The 20,184-nt window shown below is 45.8% G+C and carries 19 protein-coding genes; 11 read left to right on the forward strand and 8 right to left on the reverse strand.

The genetic code is table 11. The features are described from left to right. Position 1 precedes the first annotated feature (1 nt). The 5 genes from Q3W13_RS05460 to Q3W13_RS05480 form a co-directional block, all read right to left on the reverse strand. Positions 2-667, reverse strand: coding sequence for a Type 1 glutamine amidotransferase-like domain-containing protein (locus Q3W13_RS05460; RefSeq protein WP_302861958.1), 666 nt, complete (start codon positions 665-667; stop codon positions 2-4). A gap of 134 nt (positions 668-801) precedes the next feature. Further along, positions 802-1,266, reverse strand: coding sequence for a GNAT family N-acetyltransferase (locus Q3W13_RS05465; protein ID WP_302861959.1), 465 nt, complete (start codon positions 1,264-1,266; stop codon positions 802-804). A 526-nt stretch (positions 1,267-1,792) separates the two neighbouring features. Then, positions 1,793-4,285 (reverse strand): M1 family metallopeptidase, encoded by a 2,493-nt coding sequence (locus Q3W13_RS05470; RefSeq protein WP_302861961.1) that lies wholly within the window; start codon positions 4,283-4,285, stop codon positions 1,793-1,795. A gap of 350 nt (positions 4,286-4,635) precedes the next feature. After that, positions 4,636-5,331: a response regulator transcription factor gene (locus tag Q3W13_RS05475; RefSeq protein WP_302861963.1), complete on the reverse strand. Its 696-nt coding sequence runs from the start codon at positions 5,329-5,331 to the stop codon at positions 4,636-4,638. Continuing rightward, complete coding sequence (locus tag Q3W13_RS05480) at positions 5,328-6,782, reverse strand: sensor histidine kinase KdpD (RefSeq protein ID WP_302861965.1); 1,455 nt, start codon at positions 6,780-6,782, stop codon at positions 5,328-5,330. Before Q3W13_RS05480 ends, Q3W13_RS05475 begins: the two co-directional genes overlap by 4 nt. Before the next feature lie 121 nt (positions 6,783-6,903). Here Q3W13_RS05480 and Q3W13_RS05485 point away from each other — a divergent pair, with 121 nt between their 5' ends. From Q3W13_RS05485 to Q3W13_RS05510, 6 genes are all read left to right on the forward strand, one after another. Next, positions 6,904-8,469, forward strand: a complete 1,566-nt coding sequence (locus Q3W13_RS05485; protein WP_302861966.1) for a M20/M25/M40 family metallo-hydrolase — start codon at positions 6,904-6,906, stop codon at positions 8,467-8,469. A 220-nt stretch (positions 8,470-8,689) separates the two neighbouring features. Beyond that, on the forward strand, positions 8,690-9,547 hold the full coding sequence (locus Q3W13_RS05490) for an FAD:protein FMN transferase (RefSeq protein WP_302861968.1): 858 nt from the start codon (positions 8,690-8,692) through the stop codon (positions 9,545-9,547). Between the two features lie 93 nt (positions 9,548-9,640). Continuing rightward, positions 9,641-9,862 carry a DUF4266 domain-containing protein gene (locus tag Q3W13_RS05495; protein ID WP_302861969.1) on the forward strand — a complete coding sequence of 74 codons (222 nt, stop codon included), beginning with the start codon at positions 9,641-9,643 and terminating at the stop codon, positions 9,860-9,862. A gap of 17 nt (positions 9,863-9,879) precedes the next feature. Next, positions 9,880-11,154, forward strand: a complete 1,275-nt coding sequence (locus Q3W13_RS05500; protein ID WP_302861970.1) for a DUF3570 domain-containing protein — start codon at positions 9,880-9,882, stop codon at positions 11,152-11,154. Between the two features lie 7 nt (positions 11,155-11,161). Next, a complete protein-coding gene (locus Q3W13_RS05505; protein WP_302861971.1) occupies positions 11,162-11,593 on the forward strand; it encodes a thioredoxin family protein in 432 nt (143 codons plus the stop codon). A 176-nt stretch (positions 11,594-11,769) separates the two neighbouring features. Continuing rightward, complete coding sequence (locus Q3W13_RS05510; protein WP_302861972.1) at positions 11,770-12,285, forward strand: RebB family R body protein; 516 nt, start codon at positions 11,770-11,772, stop codon at positions 12,283-12,285. A gap of 59 nt (positions 12,286-12,344) precedes the next feature. On the opposite strand, the gene Q3W13_RS05515 is transcribed toward Q3W13_RS05510, so the two are convergent. Next, a complete protein-coding gene (locus Q3W13_RS05515; protein WP_302861973.1) occupies positions 12,345-12,827 on the reverse strand; it encodes a DinB family protein in 483 nt (160 codons plus the stop codon). A 214-nt stretch (positions 12,828-13,041) separates the two neighbouring features. Here Q3W13_RS05515 and Q3W13_RS05520 point away from each other — a divergent pair, with 214 nt between their 5' ends. Together Q3W13_RS05520 and Q3W13_RS05525 are read left to right on the forward strand one after the other, a co-directional pair. Next, positions 13,042-14,505, forward strand: a complete 1,464-nt coding sequence (locus Q3W13_RS05520) for an alpha/beta hydrolase-fold protein (protein WP_302861974.1) — start codon at positions 13,042-13,044, stop codon at positions 14,503-14,505. A gap of 140 nt (positions 14,506-14,645) precedes the next feature. Further along, positions 14,646-14,792, forward strand: coding sequence for a lmo0937 family membrane protein (locus Q3W13_RS05525; protein ID WP_302861975.1), 147 nt, complete (start codon positions 14,646-14,648; stop codon positions 14,790-14,792). A 153-nt stretch (positions 14,793-14,945) separates the two neighbouring features. Here Q3W13_RS05525 and Q3W13_RS05530 read toward each other — a convergent pair whose 3' ends face one another. After that, on the reverse strand, positions 14,946-15,659 hold the full coding sequence (locus Q3W13_RS05530; RefSeq protein WP_302861976.1) for a DUF4184 family protein: 714 nt from the start codon (positions 15,657-15,659) through the stop codon (positions 14,946-14,948). Between the two features lie 136 nt (positions 15,660-15,795). On the opposite strand from Q3W13_RS05530, the gene Q3W13_RS05535 reads away from it, so the two are divergent. The 3 genes from Q3W13_RS05535 (at position 15,796) to Q3W13_RS05545 (ending at position 18,736) form a co-directional block, all read left to right on the forward strand. Then, positions 15,796-16,521: an HpcH/HpaI aldolase/citrate lyase family protein gene (locus Q3W13_RS05535; protein ID WP_302861977.1), complete on the forward strand. Its 726-nt coding sequence runs from the start codon at positions 15,796-15,798 to the stop codon at positions 16,519-16,521. Positions 16,522-16,793: 272 nt separating this feature from the next. After that, complete coding sequence (locus tag Q3W13_RS05540; protein WP_302861978.1) at positions 16,794-17,624, forward strand: S9 family peptidase; 831 nt, start codon at positions 16,794-16,796, stop codon at positions 17,622-17,624. Between the two features lie 119 nt (positions 17,625-17,743). Continuing rightward, complete coding sequence (locus tag Q3W13_RS05545; RefSeq protein WP_302861979.1) at positions 17,744-18,736, forward strand: MBL fold metallo-hydrolase; 993 nt, start codon at positions 17,744-17,746, stop codon at positions 18,734-18,736. A gap of 118 nt (positions 18,737-18,854) precedes the next feature. Here Q3W13_RS05545 and ilvA read toward each other — a convergent pair whose 3' ends face one another. Continuing rightward, entirely contained in the window at positions 18,855-20,096 is a 1,242-nt protein-coding gene (ilvA, locus tag Q3W13_RS05550) for a threonine ammonia-lyase IlvA (RefSeq protein ID WP_302861980.1), read from the reverse strand. Between the last annotated feature and the right edge of the window lie 88 nt (positions 20,097-20,184).

Here is a 20,184-nt window from a genome sequence, read left to right on the forward strand (position 1 = left end):
GCTAACGTTCAACCAGCTTCCAGTTTCCTTCAGATACCACTTCCACAACCCCATCATCAATCTTAACGGCCGTCTGGTCATCGATTAAATATGACGGCATTGGTAGCGTTGCAGCCAGTTTTTCGAGCTCGGCCATGGAATTATCCGGAAACGCAGGATAATCCAGGTGCGGATGAATAGCGAAATCAAGCAGACCCAGCGATTTGTCGGTTTCGGCGGGCAAAGCATGATTGCCATAGGTGGTTCCATAGCTTGTCATGATCATACTGCCGGCGCTGAGGCCGACGTAAACCATTTTATTCAACAACGATGGCAGCAATTCTGCCAGGCCGGATTGCTGCATCCAGTAGGTGAGGTACTGGCAATCGCCGCCACCAACCAGCAGTGCGTCGGTTTCTTCCAGCAGGGGTACCCACAGATCCCGCTTGATGCTGGGTAGCGCAGTGAGTTCCAGCAGGCCTAATGATTTCCATCCCATATCGCAAAAGGGGTCGCCTAAGGCGCCGGTAATTACCCTGCGAACTATATCGCCGCCGTTGCGTATGCCATAGATAGCAGTAGGGATGAAAAGGGCCTTTGCTTCACTAACCGGCTTGGCAAGGAGTTCGGTTAATGTATTATGGATAGTTGGATTACTGATGCCTGCGGAAGTGAGGAGGAGTTTCATGAATAATATTTTCGAGTATTTATCGGTTGACGCCTTACGTGATATAAGTAAATATTGGCTTTTTACTTAAAAATAGCAACGTTGCGTTAATTTAAGTGCCCGGGCGACTGAACTTGTATAAGCGAGTAAAAAAATTATCGCCCGCGCTCAAAAATGAATATATGACTTACTTTATCGCCATTTACGCTTTGAAAACCTAGCTTTTCATAAAACTTTGCAGCGGACGGATTGTCCGTAAATAAACGCAGTGAGTTGAAATGCTGTTTGCCCTCGTGCAGGATCATATTTATCAATAAAGTGGCATAACCTTTTCGGCGGTACGCCTCCATGATGTATAAATGCCTGACCCGGCCTACGTTTGGCTCCCGCGTATAAGGATCTTTATTAAGCCCGCATATACCAATCATATCCGACCCCAGGAATAACCCCCACAACTTTTCTCCCCGTCCGGAAAACTTATTTGTTTGATTTTGCCAATCATCAATAGTTCGTTGGATGAATTGATAACCGGCACGCCCGGATTCATCAAGCATTTGATTTATTGCAGAAAAAGACAGTTCTGTAACTTCGGTTAAAATCGGCGCGCTGTTAAAATGCATGCTACAATTTGGTTATGCTGCTTCAATAATATGACAGCATTATCATAGCCAAAAATAAGAGGGGATAGCTTATAACTAGCCAACGAAAACGCTAAAGTTATACAATTCACGGCAAAATTTTGCGGTGCCATTACCCGAAAAACGTTGGCTGCGATATGGATGCGCCCTTGTGCCTGAAGCTGACCATCGGCGAAGTGCCCGCTGAGTTGGCTACGCTACGCCTTCTGATCCTTATCCCGGTAGATTAAGCCGCACCTTGCTGCAGGAAATCGGACAAAAGCCGAAGCTAAAGAAGCCTTTGTATCCTATAGGGGCGGGATGGTAAAAAAAGGCGCCGACACTTTCCGGAGGTTTACGACCCAACTGACGAACTAAAATCGCCATACGGTTTTTTCCCTGTAAACAGCTATTGCCCATGCGTGGAGTTGTACGCCTGTCTATTTTATCAGGAAATACCCGGAAATTGTTCAGGAATAATCGTTCAATAAATCGCCCGTCCGATGCTGGTACGGACGGGCGGTTTATTTTATCCCTTCGGCGTATCTATCTCCTCAATCGCAACCTCCGCTGCTTTCGCGCCGGTAGTATCGTTCAGTTTTTTCCTTGCTTCTTCAATTTGCTGCAATGAGGCAACTAATTTCGGCGCAATGTTGAACCTCTTGAAGTTGATAGCAAATTGTTTGATAGCGGAGATGCCCTGTTGTGCATATGTACTGTTATTCAACCGGCAGATCATTTGCGTCAGTGGCCCTTGCGTAAGGTTATATTTTTGCTGAACAGAAGCTTCATCAAAAGCATCGATAACATAGGGCCACTCCGCGTCTCCGCCACTGCTAGCATAAACGGTAACAATGGCCTGGCCCAATTGCCCTTTGCCGTCAGCCTGCATACTTTTGGCGCTGTTAAAGGCATCCGCAGCCGCTATATTGTTAAGGGCAATAAGCGCAGCTCCTTTTACGGTGTATGACGGGCTGGATAAAGCGGCCTTATAAATATTCGTATAATCGTTAGACTTGGTTTTGCCCAAAACGCTAATGGCAGCAGCTTGCACAGGGTAATTTACATCGTGGCGTGCTAAATCAACGAGAAGAGGCAGGGCAGCTTTGGCAACTTCGACGCTATCCATTTTAAGATCCCGGATTGCTTTTATGCGAAGACCATGGTATTTATCTTTTAAGGCTGATAAAATAATATCCAAGCCCTCCTTTGTTGTTTGCTGACCATTCGCAGCATTAACAGCCTCCAGCCTGTCGAGGTAGAGGGGCGCGTGGTGGTATTGATATGCAAACTCCTGTAAAGTTTTATGGTCGGTTTTTTGGGTGATGAGAATTTTATCGGCATCAACATTCACAAGTTCAGGCTTAGCAGGCAAACTAAAAGTAAGCGTATCTGTTTTTTGTGAGAGCCAAACCTGTTTGCGGGTTACCTGACCGCCAACATAAAGGTCGACAGCGATAGGTGCATGGAATACTTGCCCTTCCTGTTTTTGGCTGATAAACACTTTCTCCTGGCGTTTAACGCCGTCCCATTGGTAGTTAATATCCAGCACCGGGTGACCGGCGCCATAGTACCATTGATTAAAGAACCAGTTCAGGTCCCTGCCTGATATTTCTTCCACGGCTAGCCGCAAGTCGTGTACCTCGGCATTTTTAAAGGCGTGGGTTTTCAGATAAAGCTGCAGGCCTTTAAAAAAGGCCTCATCACCCAGGTAGTTACGCAGCATATTTAAAACCAGGCCTCCCTTATCGTAAATATTCGAGCCGTTCACCCCTTCTTCGTCGCTGTAAACGAATGGGGTAAGGGCTTGCTTGTATGCGGTTTTGTTGTTCAAGTAAGCCTGCAATTCGTCGTAACGTTTCGCATCGCCATCGTCTTTGCCATATTTTTTCTCATTCCAGTATTTCTCGCCAAATACCGCGAACGATTCATTCAGTGTTTCATTGCTCCAGCTCTCGTTGGTTACCAGATCGCCAAACCATTGGTGGAAAAGCTCATGGGCAATGGTTGTTCCGCCGGAACCGTTCGGGTCATCGATCAGGTCCCAGGGCGTTTTCTGCACATAATCGCCATGCAGGGTAGCCGAGCTGTTTTCCATCGCGCCAAGCGGGTAATCGCGCACTACTACCTGTGCATATTTTTCCCAGGCAAAATCAACGCCAAGCGCCCTCGAAAAAAGCTCCATCATCTCGGGCGTTTGTCCGAAAATCTGTTTGGCATAGGGGAAATAAGCAGGCTCCAGGTAATAGTTAACCTCTTTGTTGCGCCATTTATCCTTATAAATTTTAAACTCGCCAACCGCCATCATAAACAAATACGGGCAATGCGGCAGCGACTGTTTCCAGGTATCGGTACGCGTGCCATCGGGGTTGTTTTTTTGGCTGATGAGCAACCCGTTCGAGAGGGTAGTGTATTTTGCGGGTACGGTCATGCTTATCTGCTCGGTTGTTTTCTGATCAGGTTTATCGACGGTTGGGAACCAGCAGGAGGAGCTTTCAGCCTCGCCCTGCGTCCATATTTGGGTCGGCTTGGTTTTTTCCTTTCCTAACGGATTTACAAAGTATAATCCTTTGCCATCGTATTTAAAGCCGGGCTTGCTGTGCACATCGTTCGGCTTGGCTACGTAGTCGATATAAAGCACATAGCGTTCATCCCGTTTATAGGTGCGGTCAAGCCGTACGGCTATGGTTAAACTATCCTGGTAGTCATATTTCAGCGGCACCATCTTCCCGTTTTGCATAACGCTGATGGTTTTAATATCCATCCATTTGGCGTCCAGGCGTACCGAATCTGTTGGGTAAAAATGCGGTTTTAATGTGATCCATTCTTTTCCAATTAAATGCGATCGCTGGTAGTCGAATCGTACGTCGAGTTTGGTGTCTATCAGATCGTTTATCTTTTCGGCAGTTGCGTGGTAGTAGGGAACGTTTGCGGGATGATGATTTAATTGAGCTTTTACGGATTGAAAAGCGGCGCAGGTAAGTGCCAGGCCGCAAATTAGTGTGGCGTGTATTTTCGTCATTAAGTTAGTCAGTTAATCGGTGGCAAAGCTAACAAAATGATGAAAGTTGGGGATATTAATTGAGTAACAATGACTGTATGATACGAGTCTGCATCGGCAAGCCAAAAGCCGAAGCGAATTATAAAAACAATTGGCGGCCGCAGCGGGGTCAAATATTGGCAGAAAAAGATAAATCCACAAGCTCTACCTACGGGCACGCTGATCTTTTTTGCCCTTTTCAACCAATATTGCGCACTTAATGGCCCGTTCAGATACTTTTGCAGGGGCCGGGGCAATGAGCCGCGGCAAACTCCAGGTTGGCCCTTAAAAATTTATTCGGGCCCATCCCGCATTCTTCCCTGCCAATACATTCAACATACCAATTTAAACCCTACCCCTCTCAAATTCATGATCTGCACCCCCGGTTCGTCTTTTAAAATCTTGCGGATATGCGTCATAAACACATCCATACTGCGGGTATTGTAATAGCTTTCTTCGCCCCATATTTTCAGCAGGGCTTCCTGGCGTTCCAGCACATCATTCTTTTTCAGCAGCATTAGTTGCAGCAGGGCACATTCTTTATAAGATAGAGGGTGTTCACCGGCAGATGTTTTTAACCGCTGCTGCACCGTATCCAGGCGGCAATTGGCAAAGGTGTAAACTTTCACGCTTTCAGCAGCATCACTGCTAATAACAGGGGTTTTAAACCGCTGCAGCAATGCTTCCATCCGCACCAGTAACTCATCCATGCTAAAGGGCTTTTTCAGGTAATCGTTACCGCCGGATTTAAAGCCTTCTACAACATCAGCAGTAAGCGCTTTTGCGCTGAGAAATATAATGGGCAGATCGGCCTGCGCCCGGCGAAGCTCTTTAGCAAGCGTGTAGCCGTCTTTTGATGGCAGCATGATATCGAGGATACAGATGTCGGGCCTCATTGAGGCATGGGCATCCATAACATGACCGCCGTCTGCAATTACCTCCACAATATAGCCGCTGCTTTTCAATCCATCGGCTACAATACGGGCTAAAAAAGGTTCGTCCTCTGCATATAAAACTTTTATACTCATGATGCCGCCTTTAAGGTAATTGTAAAACAGGCGCCATTGCCCGGGTCGCTTTTAAGTTTGATGTTTCCCCCATGTTTTTCTACCATCTGTTTTACATAATATAGGCCTATTCCCGAGCCTTTAACATCGTGCCTGTTGCCTTTTACCGGGATTCGAAAATATTTGTCAAATATGTTTTTTTGATAGATTTTGTCTATCCCCGGGCCATTGTCTTTAAAATTAATGGTAACCGTTTCATTATCACAGGTACAATTTATCTGGAGTAATAAACCACTGCCGGTGTATTTAATAGCGTTGTCTGCCAGGTTATAAAAAATATTAGTGAGGTGCACCGGATCGCCCCACACAAAACAGGGCTCGGCCGACGGATGGAATTCTATTTTGCAACTGCTGTCCAATAATTGCAGCTGCATGGAATCCACCGCCTGCTGTAAGCCCGTCTGTACGTCGTATAGTTCAGGTGAGAAGGGAATAGCAGAGATATTGTCTGCGCCGATGTCCAGGGCCTTTTCCACCATCAGGTCTAACCGCTGCAATTCATGCCTGCTTATATCGAGATAGTTTTGCAACCTTTCAGGGTCGCTGGCCAGGTTATATTTTTGAATGGACTCAAGCGCCAGCGATACAGTAGATATCGGGGTCTTTAATTCATGCGTCATGTTGCGGGTAAAGTCGGCCTTGGCATCGGCATACAACCGGACATTTCGCAGCAGACGTAATATAAAGTAAAACGCGGCACCGGTAAGCAACATCATCAACACAGCAGAAACCACGTAATAGCGCATACGGTACCACACTGCGTAATTTATGGCGGGCAGGCATAACTGGTACTTTTGGTGATCCTGCACGCCATATAAGTAGCCCCTGCTTTTATACGCGGGAACCAGGCCCTTCGGCATATTACTTTCCTGCAGGCTGGTCATGTCAAAGTTATAGATATTATAATATACCGGCAGTGTGACATGCATCTCCCGTAATTGTGTTATCACGTCTTGCTTCATCAAAATAAGCGACAGGCTATCGTTTTTACGTAATTGCTCTTCACTCAGCCCTGTATCGGTCGTAACCGGCCGCAGATTATTCTTTCTTTCAGCGGCATCGCGCGCACGGAAGCTCATGAGCACCGCGGTGCTGTCATCATTGCTTTGGATAACGAAACTTGATGCCAGGCCGGTTTCAACCATATTGTCCAGCGAGCGGCGCAATTGTTCCCATTGCGGTGACAAGAAAAGCTGCTTCACCCGCTTAAGGTTCTTTGGTTTTTCAAATAAGGTAACTCCCCGGTACCAACTGGTTTGCGAGGTGGTACTCACCGTGTGCTCAATATCTTCCTTTAGCTGTTTTTTTTGCGCCGCAAAAAGCTGCCATAACCAGGCCGCCTGCAGGCCGCCGCTTACCAGCAGCGAAAGCGCCACTACTGCAGTTGTATATTTAGGACTGAGCCTTTCCATGGTCCGAAGTTCCTCAAAATTTGGCGTTTACCGTTGTATGAAGATACGATTTAACTCTATTTAACTGTATTTAACCCTGGTTTAGAAACTGCCGGGATAGCTTTGTTAAAATTAATTCACCATGAATAGGATACAAAAAAAACTCTGCCTGCTTTTAGCCCTGTCACTGGTAGCAGGCTCCGGTAGTTTCGCGCAGCAGGAACATATCGATGAAGCTGCATTTACCAGGATCAGAAATGCAGAAATGACCAACTCGCACATCGCTGAAATTGCCCATGAACTTACCGATGTTGCCGGACCAAGGCTGCCGGGCTCAGAAGGGTATACCAGGGCAGCAACATGGGCTGTAAAGACAATGAAAGCATGGGGACTGGCCAACGCAGCTTTGGAGCCCTACGGCGAATTTGGCAAGCAGTGGGATTTACAGGATTTCAGCATCTTAATGCGGGCGCCTTATTATTCCCCGCTTCATGCCTACCCCGAGCCATGGTGCGGCAATACCAATGGAACAGTACGGGGCAAAGTCATCCTCCTTTCTTCACAACAGATCAATGATACTACTTATCTTATCAAACACAGCGCAGATTTTAAAGGAAAAATTATATTGGTTGCGGCTAAGCCATTGCCGTCGTTACAGGATTTTACGCCCGCGGCCAGACGTTACACACAGGCTGAATTGGATACTATCGACGAACAGCATCCTGTGTCAAGAGCTGATATAGAAAACGCTATTTCAAGGAGTAAAGTACGCGCGCGGATAGAAACAATTTTGAAAAAGTCCGGGGTGCTTGGCCGTATTGGTTCGGGTGTGTATGACAATGTGAATGGCCGTGTGTTGGTACAGGCAGGTATCGGCTATAAACTTACCGATCCGGAGTGCGTGCCAAAAGTACTTATGGCTTACGAGGACGGGCAGCGTATAAGCCGATTGATTTTATCAGGGCATGAAGTGGAGATTTCATTAAATATCCAGGGCAAATTTTCCACTGCGGATACCAAAGGCTATAACGTGGTTGCAGAAATCCCCGGCACAGACCCGAAGCTAAAATCAGAGCTGGTGATGCTGGGCGGCCACCTGGATTCGTGGCAATCCTCTACCGGCGCTACTGATAATGCCGCAGGATGTATCGTGGTGATGGAAGCCATGCGCCTGCTTGACTCATTAGGCCTGAAACCAAAGCGCACCATCCGGGTAGCCCTATGGGACGGCGAGGAGCAAGGCCTATATGGTTCTTACAACTATGTAAAGAATCATTTCACCAATGCCGGCCTGTCCCCCAATGCCGAACAGAAAAAAGTATCGGCTTATTTTAATATGGATTACGGAACCGGTAAGATACGCGGCATTTACACCCAGGGGAACCAGGCCATCAAACCTGTTTTCGAACAATGGTTCGCCCCCTTCCACGACCTTGGCGCGAATACCGTAACTTTAAAAAACACCGGTTCAACCGACCATATCTCGTTCGACTGGGCTGGTATTCCCGGCTTCCAGTTTATACAGGACCCGCTCGACGAAGACAACACGCACCATACCAATCTTGACGATTACGATCACCTGGCCATTGATGACCTTAAGCAGTCGGCTATTATCATCGCATCGTTTGTTTACCAGGCCGGCATTCGTCCGGACTTGCTGCCAAGAAAGCCATGGGTTAGGGAAACATTTTTATATGATGGATTATAATCTGTAGAATAACAATAGCTTTTCAGGCACCCTGTTGCCGGCATTTCGCCGGGCAGGGTGCACTTTTTTATAATTATATCCGTTAATAAGCAGCAATATGTATCGATAATAGATGGTGATACTTTCATGCATTCTTTAAAATTTCATGTTTACTACAGCATGTTAATTTATTATTGCAATAATAATGCGCTTATTTCTTTAAGATTAAAGGTAGTACGGGGTGAGCAAGGGAAACGATTTGCAGATTTATAAAAAAGCGTGTAAGCTGATGGGGAACCGCTTTGAATTAAGTGCTGTAGCGACGAGCCAACAGCAGGCTGAACATATAGTTGATGCGGGAGTTAAAGAGATACAGCGGATAGAAACCCTGCTCACCACTTTCAACGATTCGAGTGAAACTAACATTATTAATGCCAATGCCGGCATTAAGCCCGTACCAGTTTGCCGCGAAACATTTGACCTGGTTAGCCGGTCCATAAAAATATCAGGACTTACCCAGGGGGCGTTTGATATCACCTATGGGTCTATCGATAAACGGCTCTGGAATTTTGATAAGGAAATGACCGAGCTGCTCGACGAGCAAACTGCAAAAAGAATGGTGCGGCTTATCAACTATAAAAATATTGTGCTTGATGAGGAAAACTGCACAGTTTTTTTAAAGGAAAAAGGCATGCGTATCGGCTTTGGCGGCATCGGCAAGGGTTATGCCGCAGAACGTGCAAAACAGGTTATGCAATTGCACGGCGCAGAAAGCGGGGTGGTAAATGCCTCGGGAGATTTGACAACATGGGGATTGCGGCCGGATGGCAAACAATGGACAATAGCAGTAGCCGACCCGAACAATGCTCACCAGGCATTTTCATACATGGAAATCAGCAACCTGGCCGTGGCAACATCAGGCAACTATGAAAAATTTGTAACTATCGGCGGCAAAAAGTATTCACATACTATCAATCCCCGCACCGGGCTGCCCATCAGCGGCATTAAAAGTGTAACTATCATTACCACCAATGCTGAAATAGCCGATCCATGGCCACACCGGTCACCATTATGGGTGTTAATGCCGGCCTGGACATGATCAATCAAATAAAAAATATCGAAGCCATCATTATTGATGATGACGACAAATTATATACATCAAACAATATAAATATTAAATAACCCCTATTATATGATAAAATTAACGGCAAGTATTGCGGCCTGCTTACTGCTATCCATCAGCCTCACCTCGTGTGTGCATTTAAAGGAGTATCAAAAAAGCCGCTTAAACGATTCCGAAATGGCCCTGGGAAATCGTAAGGTTGAAAAAAATGAATTGAATTTCCAGTCGTACAGGGAGGCTGCCTCCGGTGCTAATGCCGGCAAAACGGGCGGCGGTTGTGGATGTAATTAAAAACGGAACGGAAATCAATGAGAAAAATATATTTGTCCGCCATCGGATTTTCACTGCTCTGCCGTTTAAACACATCGGCACAGGCTACTAAAGACAGCACATCTGTAAACAAAACTCCGGTTACATTATCGGCCCCTGTAAAAACAGATACTTCTGGATATAAGTCACGGAAGCTGCATATTGATGAAATCGACTTTGTAACCAGCTACTATGGTCAGACAGGTAACCACTCGGCAGTAACCGGCGGCATCGGCACCGAGCAGGTGACCGATATTGCCAATGGCTTAACGCTAAATATGGTATGGCAAAATAAAGCCAATATTAAAAATACACTGGAACTGGGGCTGGGTTTCGATTATCATTCGGCTGCATCGCAGGCCTACGTGTCTAAAACAGGCGCATCGTCTCCCACCGGCACAAGGCTGTACCCTTCGTTAGACTGGACTGCCGAAAATACTAAAACGGGTACAAGCTTTGGCGCAGGCGCCTATTATTCAGGCGAATTCAACTACCAGTCGTTAGGCGCCGGTCTGCACTTTTCTCAAAAAACCAGCGACAGGAATGGCGAATTTTCGGCTAAAGTACAAGGCTATTTTGATAAGGTAACGCTGATCTATCCCTCAGAATTTGAACCTGTCACGAGCACCTACCCTAATTTTGGTGAAGGTGATCACGAGGGCCGGCGTAACTACGACAGCAGTCCGAGAACAACTTTATCAGCCTCATTGTCTTATTCGCAGATGATCAATTCGAGGCTGCAGGTAATGCTTTTGGGCGATTTGGTTACCCAGCACGGTTTTTTAAGTCTGCCATTTCACAGGGTATATTTTAACAATGGCAAGGACACGATTGAACGCCTGCCGTCGTCCCGTTTTAAACTTCCGGTAGGCATAAGGCTCAATTATTTCCTGGGCGATAACATCATTATCAGATCTTACTATCGTTATTACAGAGATAATTGGGGAATTAAATCCAACACAGCGGGCATAGAGGTGCCGTATAAGATAACGCCGTTCCTTTCCATATCGCCGTTTTACCGTTTTTATAATCAGTCGGCCGCAAAATATTTTGCCCCTTACGAAACGCATAACGCATCGGAGCAATATTTTACAAGCAACTATGAATATGCAAAATTCAACAGCCAGTTTTTTGGCGTAGGGTTCCGGCTAGCGCCGCCTGCTGGCGTATTTGGCTGGCAAAACTTACACGAACTGGAAATAAGATACGGACATTACACGCAAACAACCGACCTGGTATCAAACGTTATATCATTGAATTTAGGATTTAAATAAGTAGATAATGAAACTTCTTGCAATATTTTTCATGCTGTTTACCGGCGGGGCTACCTGGCTCGGTAATTTTGAAACTGCCAAAACCGAAGCGGTTAAGGAGCATAAGCTTATACTCATTAATTTTTCAGGTTCAGACTGGTGCGGCCCTTGTATCCGCCTTCGCAAGGAAATATTGGAATCGAATGATTTCGAATCGTATGCCGCTGCTCACCTGGTATTGGTGAGAGCTGATTTTCCGAGGCTGAAAAAAAATCAACTGAGTAAAGAACAGGTTAAGCTTAATGAGGCGCTTGCGGATAAATACAATAGCCAGGGAAAATTTCCTTATACTTTGCTGGTTGATGAAAATGGCAAAGTGCTAAAGGAGTGGGATGGCTACCCGGACGAGACCCCGGCACAATTTATAAAACAGGTTGACGACATCGTTTCGAGGAAATAATTTTCTCCAGCGTGTGTCAGAAAGCCGGTAGCTTACCTTTTCGCTGATTTTAGCCGGTTGGGTAAGCTATTTATGAATCTTGCCACAGGATGAGAATATAACCCCGCATCATTGATAATCCGGTATTTACCGGCTATCTTAGTAAAAAAATCAACTTATATCCTAAACGTATCCATATGTCAGATTCAACCAACACCCTTCCGGAACAAATTATTGAAACCAGCAGAGCGTTTACCGAAACACTCGAAATGGAAAACAGAGTTTTCCAGGCACAGCTTAACGGAGCCGTCGCAATGACGGTTGAGGCTTTGAAGGAACTCATCGGGCTTTGTAAGGAGGCTGTCGCTATCGGGCACACTGCCAAAATTGCACAAGGACAGCAAAATCTTGCAAAGACGGCCCGGCAGGCATTATCCGATGTTCAAAATGTAAAAACGCAGTCAGCAAGCGTTGCTTCGGCATCCGCGGCTGATGCATTACCCGCAACAACTATAACTGATGCGGTTTTAGACGAAGCAGTTTTACATGCTGTCGCCTTGTCGTACCAAAACGCAGTTACCGCCCAGCAGCAGGCATACATCACGCAGCAGGCAGCCACCACACAGGTTATTGCAACCATTTTAAGCGTGGCAACAGCTACACTGGGTGTTGCTGTTAAAGAAGCTGAAACAGAAACAAGCCCGGGTCAGTGATTGTTAGCCCCGCGGCTGATCTGTTTAATTCAAGGCCGGGGCTACCGGCTTAGACTTCTTTATTTTACCAGCATCGCCAGTTGGCCACGGTGGTTAGCTACGTGATTAGTACGCGACAGTAATACATTCAGCCTGTTACGGTGCGGTTCTTTTATAAAATCTTCTTCCGAAATATTGGCGTGCCGGGTAAACCAATCCGAAGGGGAAAGGCTATTGAAATGGTTTTGCAGTTTTTCGTTAACGGCGTTCCATTGCTCTCTTAGCTGGCTTACCGGCGGGAGATCTGCAATTGTTTTATCCGGCGCTTCAATGAAAATTGGGGTCAGCTCAGGATAGTTAGCCTCTTCGAGCCGCAGCAAAGGCAGCATCCTATCGTGAACGGCTACTAAATGACCTAACAGGTAAATGCCGCGATTTTTTGACGGTGATACTTCGTCCATCAGGCGCTCATCACTAAGCTTATCAAATGTGCTGTTAGTGGCATTGATCTGCTGCTGCCAGCTGTCGACAGCCATTTTTACAAAGATTTCTTCGTTTGTCATGGATTAATTGGTTGATAAACGAAGGTATATAATCCGGTATGATCAATTATCGCCTTAAAGTAAATAAATGAAAGCACGTTGGAACCATCCGGGAACGTAAAAAGTGGCATGAGGTACTCCGTTCCAAATCAAAATAATCGACAAGTTTTTGAAATGCGCCGGGTTAATTGCCAGGTCGCGACAAAACCATATATTTGATTCATTACCAAGACCCATGAAACAATTTGTCATCGCATTATTTGCAGTATTTTATTTTGCTGCCAACGTATCTGCTCAAAAATTCAGTGTAAGCTTTCCGGATAGTTTATTGAAACAGCCGTTCAGCGGCAATATCCTGCTCTATCTGTCAAAAGAAAACAAAGAGCCCAAAAATGGCACGGTCGGTTTGGATATGTTCCCTTGTTTCCGGGTAAACGTAAAAAACATAAAGCCGGGCGCTGCAGTGATTATCGATGATAATGCGGTCTCCTATCCCCGTCCGCTTTCGGATCTTGAACGCACCAGCTACTATGTACAGGCAGTTTGGGACCGCGATCTGGGCAGCCGGTCGATAGGCCGCGGCGCCGGCAACCTTTACAGCGTAAGCCAAAAGGTTGCCTTTACCAAAGATTTCAATAAGATTTTTAAGCTGGCAGCAACTAAAGTTAATCCGGAGCCTGTTTTTAAAGAAACACAATACGTTAAAGAGCTTAAGGTACCCTCGGCATTACTTACTAATTTCAGCCACCGGCCAATAACTTTAGACGCTGCCGTAGTTTTACCCCGGCAATATTTTACAGAGCCGCAGCGGAAATTCCCGGTTCGTTTCACTGTTTCGGGTTATGGCGGCGATTATCACCGTTACTCTGGCAATAATAACCCGGCTGCGCCAATGGATACTACTGCCGTAATCGTTGTTAATCTTGATGGTAATTGCCGCTTAGGGCATAGCGTTTATGCCAACAGCGATAACAACGGCCCATGGGGCGACGCGCTCACCACTGAATTTATTCCGCAGCTGGAAAGAACTTATCGCTGTAATGGAGCGAGGTTGCTTAACGGACATAGCAGCGGCGGCTGGACGGTGCTATGGCTGCAAACGCATTATCCAAACGTGTTCGACGCCTGCTGGTCAAGCTCACCAGACCCGGTTGATTTTCGCAGTTTTCTGAAGGTTAATTTGTACGAAGGCCAAAATATGTTTTACGGCAAAGACAGTACATTGAACCAGGTCGGCACTGTCGACGGCGTGTTCCCATGGTTCAGTATGCGCGATACTTATGCATTGGAAAATGTAGTTTACCGCGGCGAACAAATGCATTCCATCGATGCCGTTTTCAGTGAAAGGGCGGCGAACGGTGAGCCCATGCGCATAATCGATGTTAAAACCGGGGTTGTTAATCCAGCGGTATTTGATCATTGGAAGAATTATGACATTTCACTATACCTGCGCACCAATTGGGATAAAATTAAAGGTAACCTGGATGGCAAAGTGCGGGTAACCGTGGGCAACCAGGATAATTTTTTACTGAATTATGCGGTAATGTTGTTAGGCGACGAAATGAAAAAACTTAATTCGGCTTTCATTTTTAAATATTATCCCGGCGACCACTTTACCGTTTCAACCCCTGAATACCAAAAGGACGGCGCGCAGTTCCTGGAAACAAAGTACCATGAATGGCTGGAGAAGCGCAAGTAAGGTATAATTATTTAAGACTGCGGTTTGCAATATTTCAGTTTGACAATGAAAGTTCGCAAGCTGCAGCAGCATTTATACCGCTATTTGTTAAAACATCTTTTGCACTTCCCGGTTCACTATTAAACTTAAAGCTTAAACTTATGAGGGGCATTTTATACATCATCGCTGTGATACTGGTTATTGGCTGGGCAATAGGCTTATTTTTTCACGCACTGGGCGGCCTTATCCATATTCTGCTGGTAATAGCCGTTATTGCTTTCTTGCTGGGTATTATTCGCAGGGCCTGACGGCGAAGTGAAACCGTTAATTAATGATCTGCTAAGAAAGCCGTTCCGGTTATTTCGGGGCTTGTTGGTGCAGAAAAACAGAAGCGGCTGGTAACGGCTATTCAAGGCCGCTTTGCATTTATCAATTTTTTGTTATACCGTTTTTCACAGGGATCAGTCTGCCAGAAACGACGCGACTAGTAATCCTATCAGTGCCCCGGTGATAAATGAAACGATAACATCCGCATAGTGATGATAGTTAAGCCCAAAGGCAAAACTTACCGCCAAAACTACTGCGGTAACCAGTAAAATTTGCAGCCAGTACCCGGCAATGCTTTTGGCTTGAGTGAGTTCTCCCTTGGGCAGCGTTAAATAACTAATCCAAATAATCAGGGCGCCTAGTAAGGTACTGCCATATTGTAATATGGTAAATACGTAAAAATGATAGCCATGAATGCCAACTATTCGCATTAACCAGGGGAAGCGATGAATAAATATGCCCTGCGGATGTGTCAGGCCATCCCACACGATGTGCGTGGCGGCGCCAAGTGCTATCGAGATCAATATGGCAAGAAGATAACCCGTCGTATAATGGCTCCGGTAACCCCTGAAAACATATAAGCGGCGGTTTGCAGCGGCAGGCATACGGGCTATAAGTTTATCTTTTACAAAAAACTCGTACATAATTACGAGTACGAAACCGAGCGGAATGTCAAACCAAACCAACCCCTGCCAGGTATGGCTATAAATACTTAAATCGCGCATCCGTATAAAGTATTCAAAATCAGGCGTCATACTGCCAATCGCCAGCCCGGTAAACGATAAATTGCGTTTAAACACCTTCGCAAAAGGCAAAACGGCGGCAGGATGCGAAAATGTAAACGGCATACTCAAAGATAGGCGTGGATGTGCGGATGTGCAAGTGTACGGATAATTGAACGTGATCTTGTTCAGATATTTTTCCTGGAGATTTGATGATTTGAACAAAGGTTTAAAAAATGTGTAGATTAGGTTTAAAACATTTATGAACAACAAAAGAGCTAAAATAGGCACACTCATATCGCTGGACATTCGGCAGGTAACAGGCCTGCTTTTTACGATGGGGCTTGATTTTATGTTTGTCGATCTTGAACATAGCAACATCAGTGATGCCACAATTTTATCCCTGGTAGGGGCAAGGCAAACCAACTGCCAGGTGTTGATACGGATAACAGAAATAAGTGAAACTAGCATCCGTCATGCGCTTGATCTTGGCTGCGATGGTATTATTGCTCCTAGGGTTGAATGTACGGAGGAGGTGGAAATACTAATTGAGTGTGCATACTATCCTCCAAATGGAAAACGCAGTATTGGCCTTGTGCCAGCCAATAATTATGGTTTAAAGTTTAAGGAGTATATCGAAAGCTTTAATCCGCTGCTTTTCCCCCAGATTGAGAGCGCAAAGGGAGTTGAACTGGCTGAACGCATTTTAGTAAATCCGTATGTAGCCGGCACATTTATCGGGCCGTTTGATCTGTCGGTATCTTTAGGCATACCCGGAAAGTTTGATTCGCCATTGTTTATCAATGCGGTTGAAGCAGTTCGGGACCTATGCAAAAAATATGGTAAAATCTTTGGCACATTCACGTCAGACCCACAAGCGGCCGTTGAAGAAATAAAGAAGGGTGCGGATAGGATTGTTGTGGGCAGCGATGCGAATTTATTGCTGCATACCTACTTGCAGATTATTAATAAGCTAAAGTGTGGCTAACGTTAAATCCTGCTCTTGTCTGCCCGGATAATTTGCGCCTTATCAGTAGAAATACACAAAAATTTTGGCAGGGCACACTATAGTAAATATTCGCCCGGATAGCTGTTGGTAGTCTTGTCGCAACTTTAGCTTTTTATATCAAGCTGATGACAATATGAAGCTCATATATTAAAGATAATATTATATTAGTCGGAATTTTACCCGCTGTGAAGTTTCACAAAGCCAGGTATTAAAAGCAATCCTCACCAGCATATTGTCCCTACTTTTTAACCATGATAAAAAAACAAAGCTTCAACATTCCCGGTGCTAAAGGGCGCGGGATGCTGATGGATTTAACCTACCGTACCTCAAATAACAATGCGCCGCTGGTAATTTTTGTACATGGTTTTAAAGGCTTTAAGGATTGGGGAGCGCACAACCTGATGGCTAATTATTTTGCGGAGCGAGGTTTTCGTTTCCTGAAGTTCAATTTCTCGCATAATGGCACAACTGCCGACAACCCCGTTGATTTTGCCGACCTTATCGCATTTGCCGATAATACATTTACCACAGAACTGGAAGATATGAAAGCCGTCATCGATTTTGCCTGCGGAGGTGCAGGCATCCCTGCGGCTAAGAATGTATGCCTTGTCGGCCACAGCCTGGGCGGAGGTATCTGCATTATAAAAGCTGCCGAAGACGAACGCGTTAAAAAGCTTGTTACTATGGCTTCTATATCCGGTTTCCGCAATTTATGGCCGAAGGAAATCGAGAAACAATGGCGGCTTACCGGTATCACTTATATGGAAAATAAGCGCACCGGGCAGCAAATGCCCTTAAAGGTTGGCCTGTTAGACGATCTGGACCGGAACCCCGCCCGGTTGGATATACAAGCGCATGCGGCCAAGATAAAACAACCCTGGCTGATAGTACATGGCAGCGATGATCCGACCGTTCCTGTTGAGCATGCTAAGGAATTACACAAAGCTCAGCCCCATGCAGAATTTTCTATCATAAAACGCGCAGACCATGTATTTGGGGCGACGCATCCCTACGCAGGAAATGAGCTGCCGCCGCATCTGCTTGAATTCTGTGACCAAACGATTTACTTTTTAAAAAAATAAGCCGGTTAAACTTAAAGCCTTTTTGATTGTTAACAGACAGCTGAATGTAACAATTCGGTGCATTAGCTTTTTAGTAACTTGTCCTTGCTATATTAGGGCGCACTATTTTACACCCGTTTATGAGCTTATCCGGAGCGCGTAAGAAAGGGAGAAAATTTTTAAGCCCCGTGCCTACTGATGAAGCCGGGTTTAGTAAATTTATCCCGATTTTTAAGGAATACTACTATAACAAAGCCGAAAATACTCCGAAACAGCAATTAGGGCCGTTTACCACCGATGTTTCGTCATTTCAGGCACCGTCCGAAACCGGCTTAAGGGTGACGCTGATTGGCCACTCGAGCCTGCTGATTGAAATTGATGGTAAACGCATCCTTACCGACCCGGTATGGAGTGACAGGGCATCATTCACGCCGTATTTTGGTCCTAAACGGTTTTATCCGCCGCCATTTAGCCTGGAGGATTTACCACCGCTTGACGCCGTTATTATTTCTCACGACCATTACGACCATCTCGATAAAGAAACCATAAAATTTTTTGCGGGCAGACATATTCCTTTTATAAGTCCGCTGGGTGTATGCCGGCACCTTGAAAATTGGGGGATCGAGCCAAACTTTATAAGTGAATTAGATTGGGGCGACAGCGTGATGATAGGCCATGACATTAACGTCACTGCGACCCCGTCGCGTCATTTCAGCGGCCGGGGTATTGTCGGGCGTAATGAAACACTGTGGGCGTCATTTGTTATAAAAGGTCCGAAGCATAACGTATTTTTCGGGGCAGATTCCGGATGGTTTCCCGGATTCCCGGAGATTGGCGATACCTTTGGCCCCTTTGATTTAACCATGCTCGAAATAGGCGCATACGGCAAATACTGGCCGGATATTCATATGGGCCCCGATAAGGCGTCGAACGCTCATCTTGCACTTAAAGGCAGCTTAATGATGCCAATCCATTGGGGTACGTTTAATCTTGCGCCACACGCATGGTACGAGCCCATTGAACGGCTGCTAACGTATGCTGAACAAAAACATATCGATCTGTTTGTGCCGGAGCCGGGAAAACCTGAAGAAGTGAGGCCCTTTGTTTCGGGGTGGTGGACGAAGTATTTGTAATACACGAGTGTGCAGATTTGCGAGTGGTTTTGATTTGATAATTTGAAAATGAGCTGATATGCAGGCGCCGCGAGCGAATTCTGTTCATCCACGTATTCCCATATCGGAATCGCGCATCTTAAACCAAATATTCAAACAAAGTCCGGTCCCTGTTCAGCTCAATAACCTCAAAACGATTCTCCTGCATTCGCGCCAGTAGCGCCGGATAATCGGCTGCAGATGATAGTTCGATACCTACCAGCGCCGGACCGTTTTCTTTAGATGTCTTCTTGATGAACTCAAACCGGGTGATGTCGTCGCCGGGGCCAAGTACGTTATTTACAAATAATTTTAATGCGCCGGGCCGTTGCGGGAATTTTACGATGAAATAGTGCTTAAGCCCTTCGTATAGCAGCGACTTTTCTTTTATTTCCTGCATGCGTTCAATATCATTGTTGCCCCCGCTTATTACGCAAACCGTCTTTTTACCCCTGATCTTGTCCCTGCATGCGTCAAGTGCTGCAACCGATAAAGCGCCCGCCGGCTCAACGACTATGGCATCTTCGTTGTATAGTTTAAGTATCGTAGTACAAACTTTACCTTCAGGAACTGTCAGCATTTCGTCCAAAACTTGGCGGCATAGCTCATAGGTTAGCTTGCCTACAGTTTTTACAGCAGCGCCATCTACAAAACGATCTATACCGGTCAGACTTACCGGCCCGCCGTGCTCAAAAGCTTTTAACATGCTGGGCGCTCCTTCCGGCTCAACGCCTATCAATAATATTTCCGGCTTCTGTTGTTTTAAGTAGCTGCCGGTACCTGCTGCCAGCCCCCCTCCGCCTATCGGCATAACAATGGCCTCAACGCCCGGTAGGTCTTCCAATATTTCAACGCCAACGGTTCCCTGGCCCTCAATGATGCTATAATTATCAAAAGGCGGGACAAAAGTCATTCGGTTAGCCTGTGTATATTTTAGCGCATCAACAAGGCAATCGTCAAAGGTATCACCTGTTAAAACAATCTCAATATGCCCGTTGCCGAACATTTCAGTTTGCTTTACTTTTTGCTTAGGAGTTATCTCCGGCATGAAGATTACGCCCTTTATACCCAGCTTATTGCAGCTGAATGCCACACCCTGGGCATGGTTGCCGGCGCTGGCGCAAACCACCCCACGGCTCAATTCTTCCGCATTTAACTGGCTGATCATGTTATAAGCCCCGCGTAATTTATAAGAGCGAACAACCTGCAAGTCCTCACGTTTCAGGTACATTTCGCAGTCGTAAACTTTTGATAAACCGGCATGGTATTCCAGCGGAGTATGTTTTACGACAGACTTTAAGCGTTGCGACGCAGCGATGAAATCTAATTTTAAATCGGGCATGATGATTGCGATTTTAGTGGAACTGAACTACTTTAAGCAGATGGCGAATAGTTCCGGTACTGCCTCTTGATTCCTGGCTCTTTATAAG

Origin of the sequence: Mucilaginibacter sp. L3T2-6 (assembly GCF_030519355.1) — a bacterium.
Classification (GTDB): Bacteria; Bacteroidota; Bacteroidia; order Sphingobacteriales; family Sphingobacteriaceae; genus Mucilaginibacter.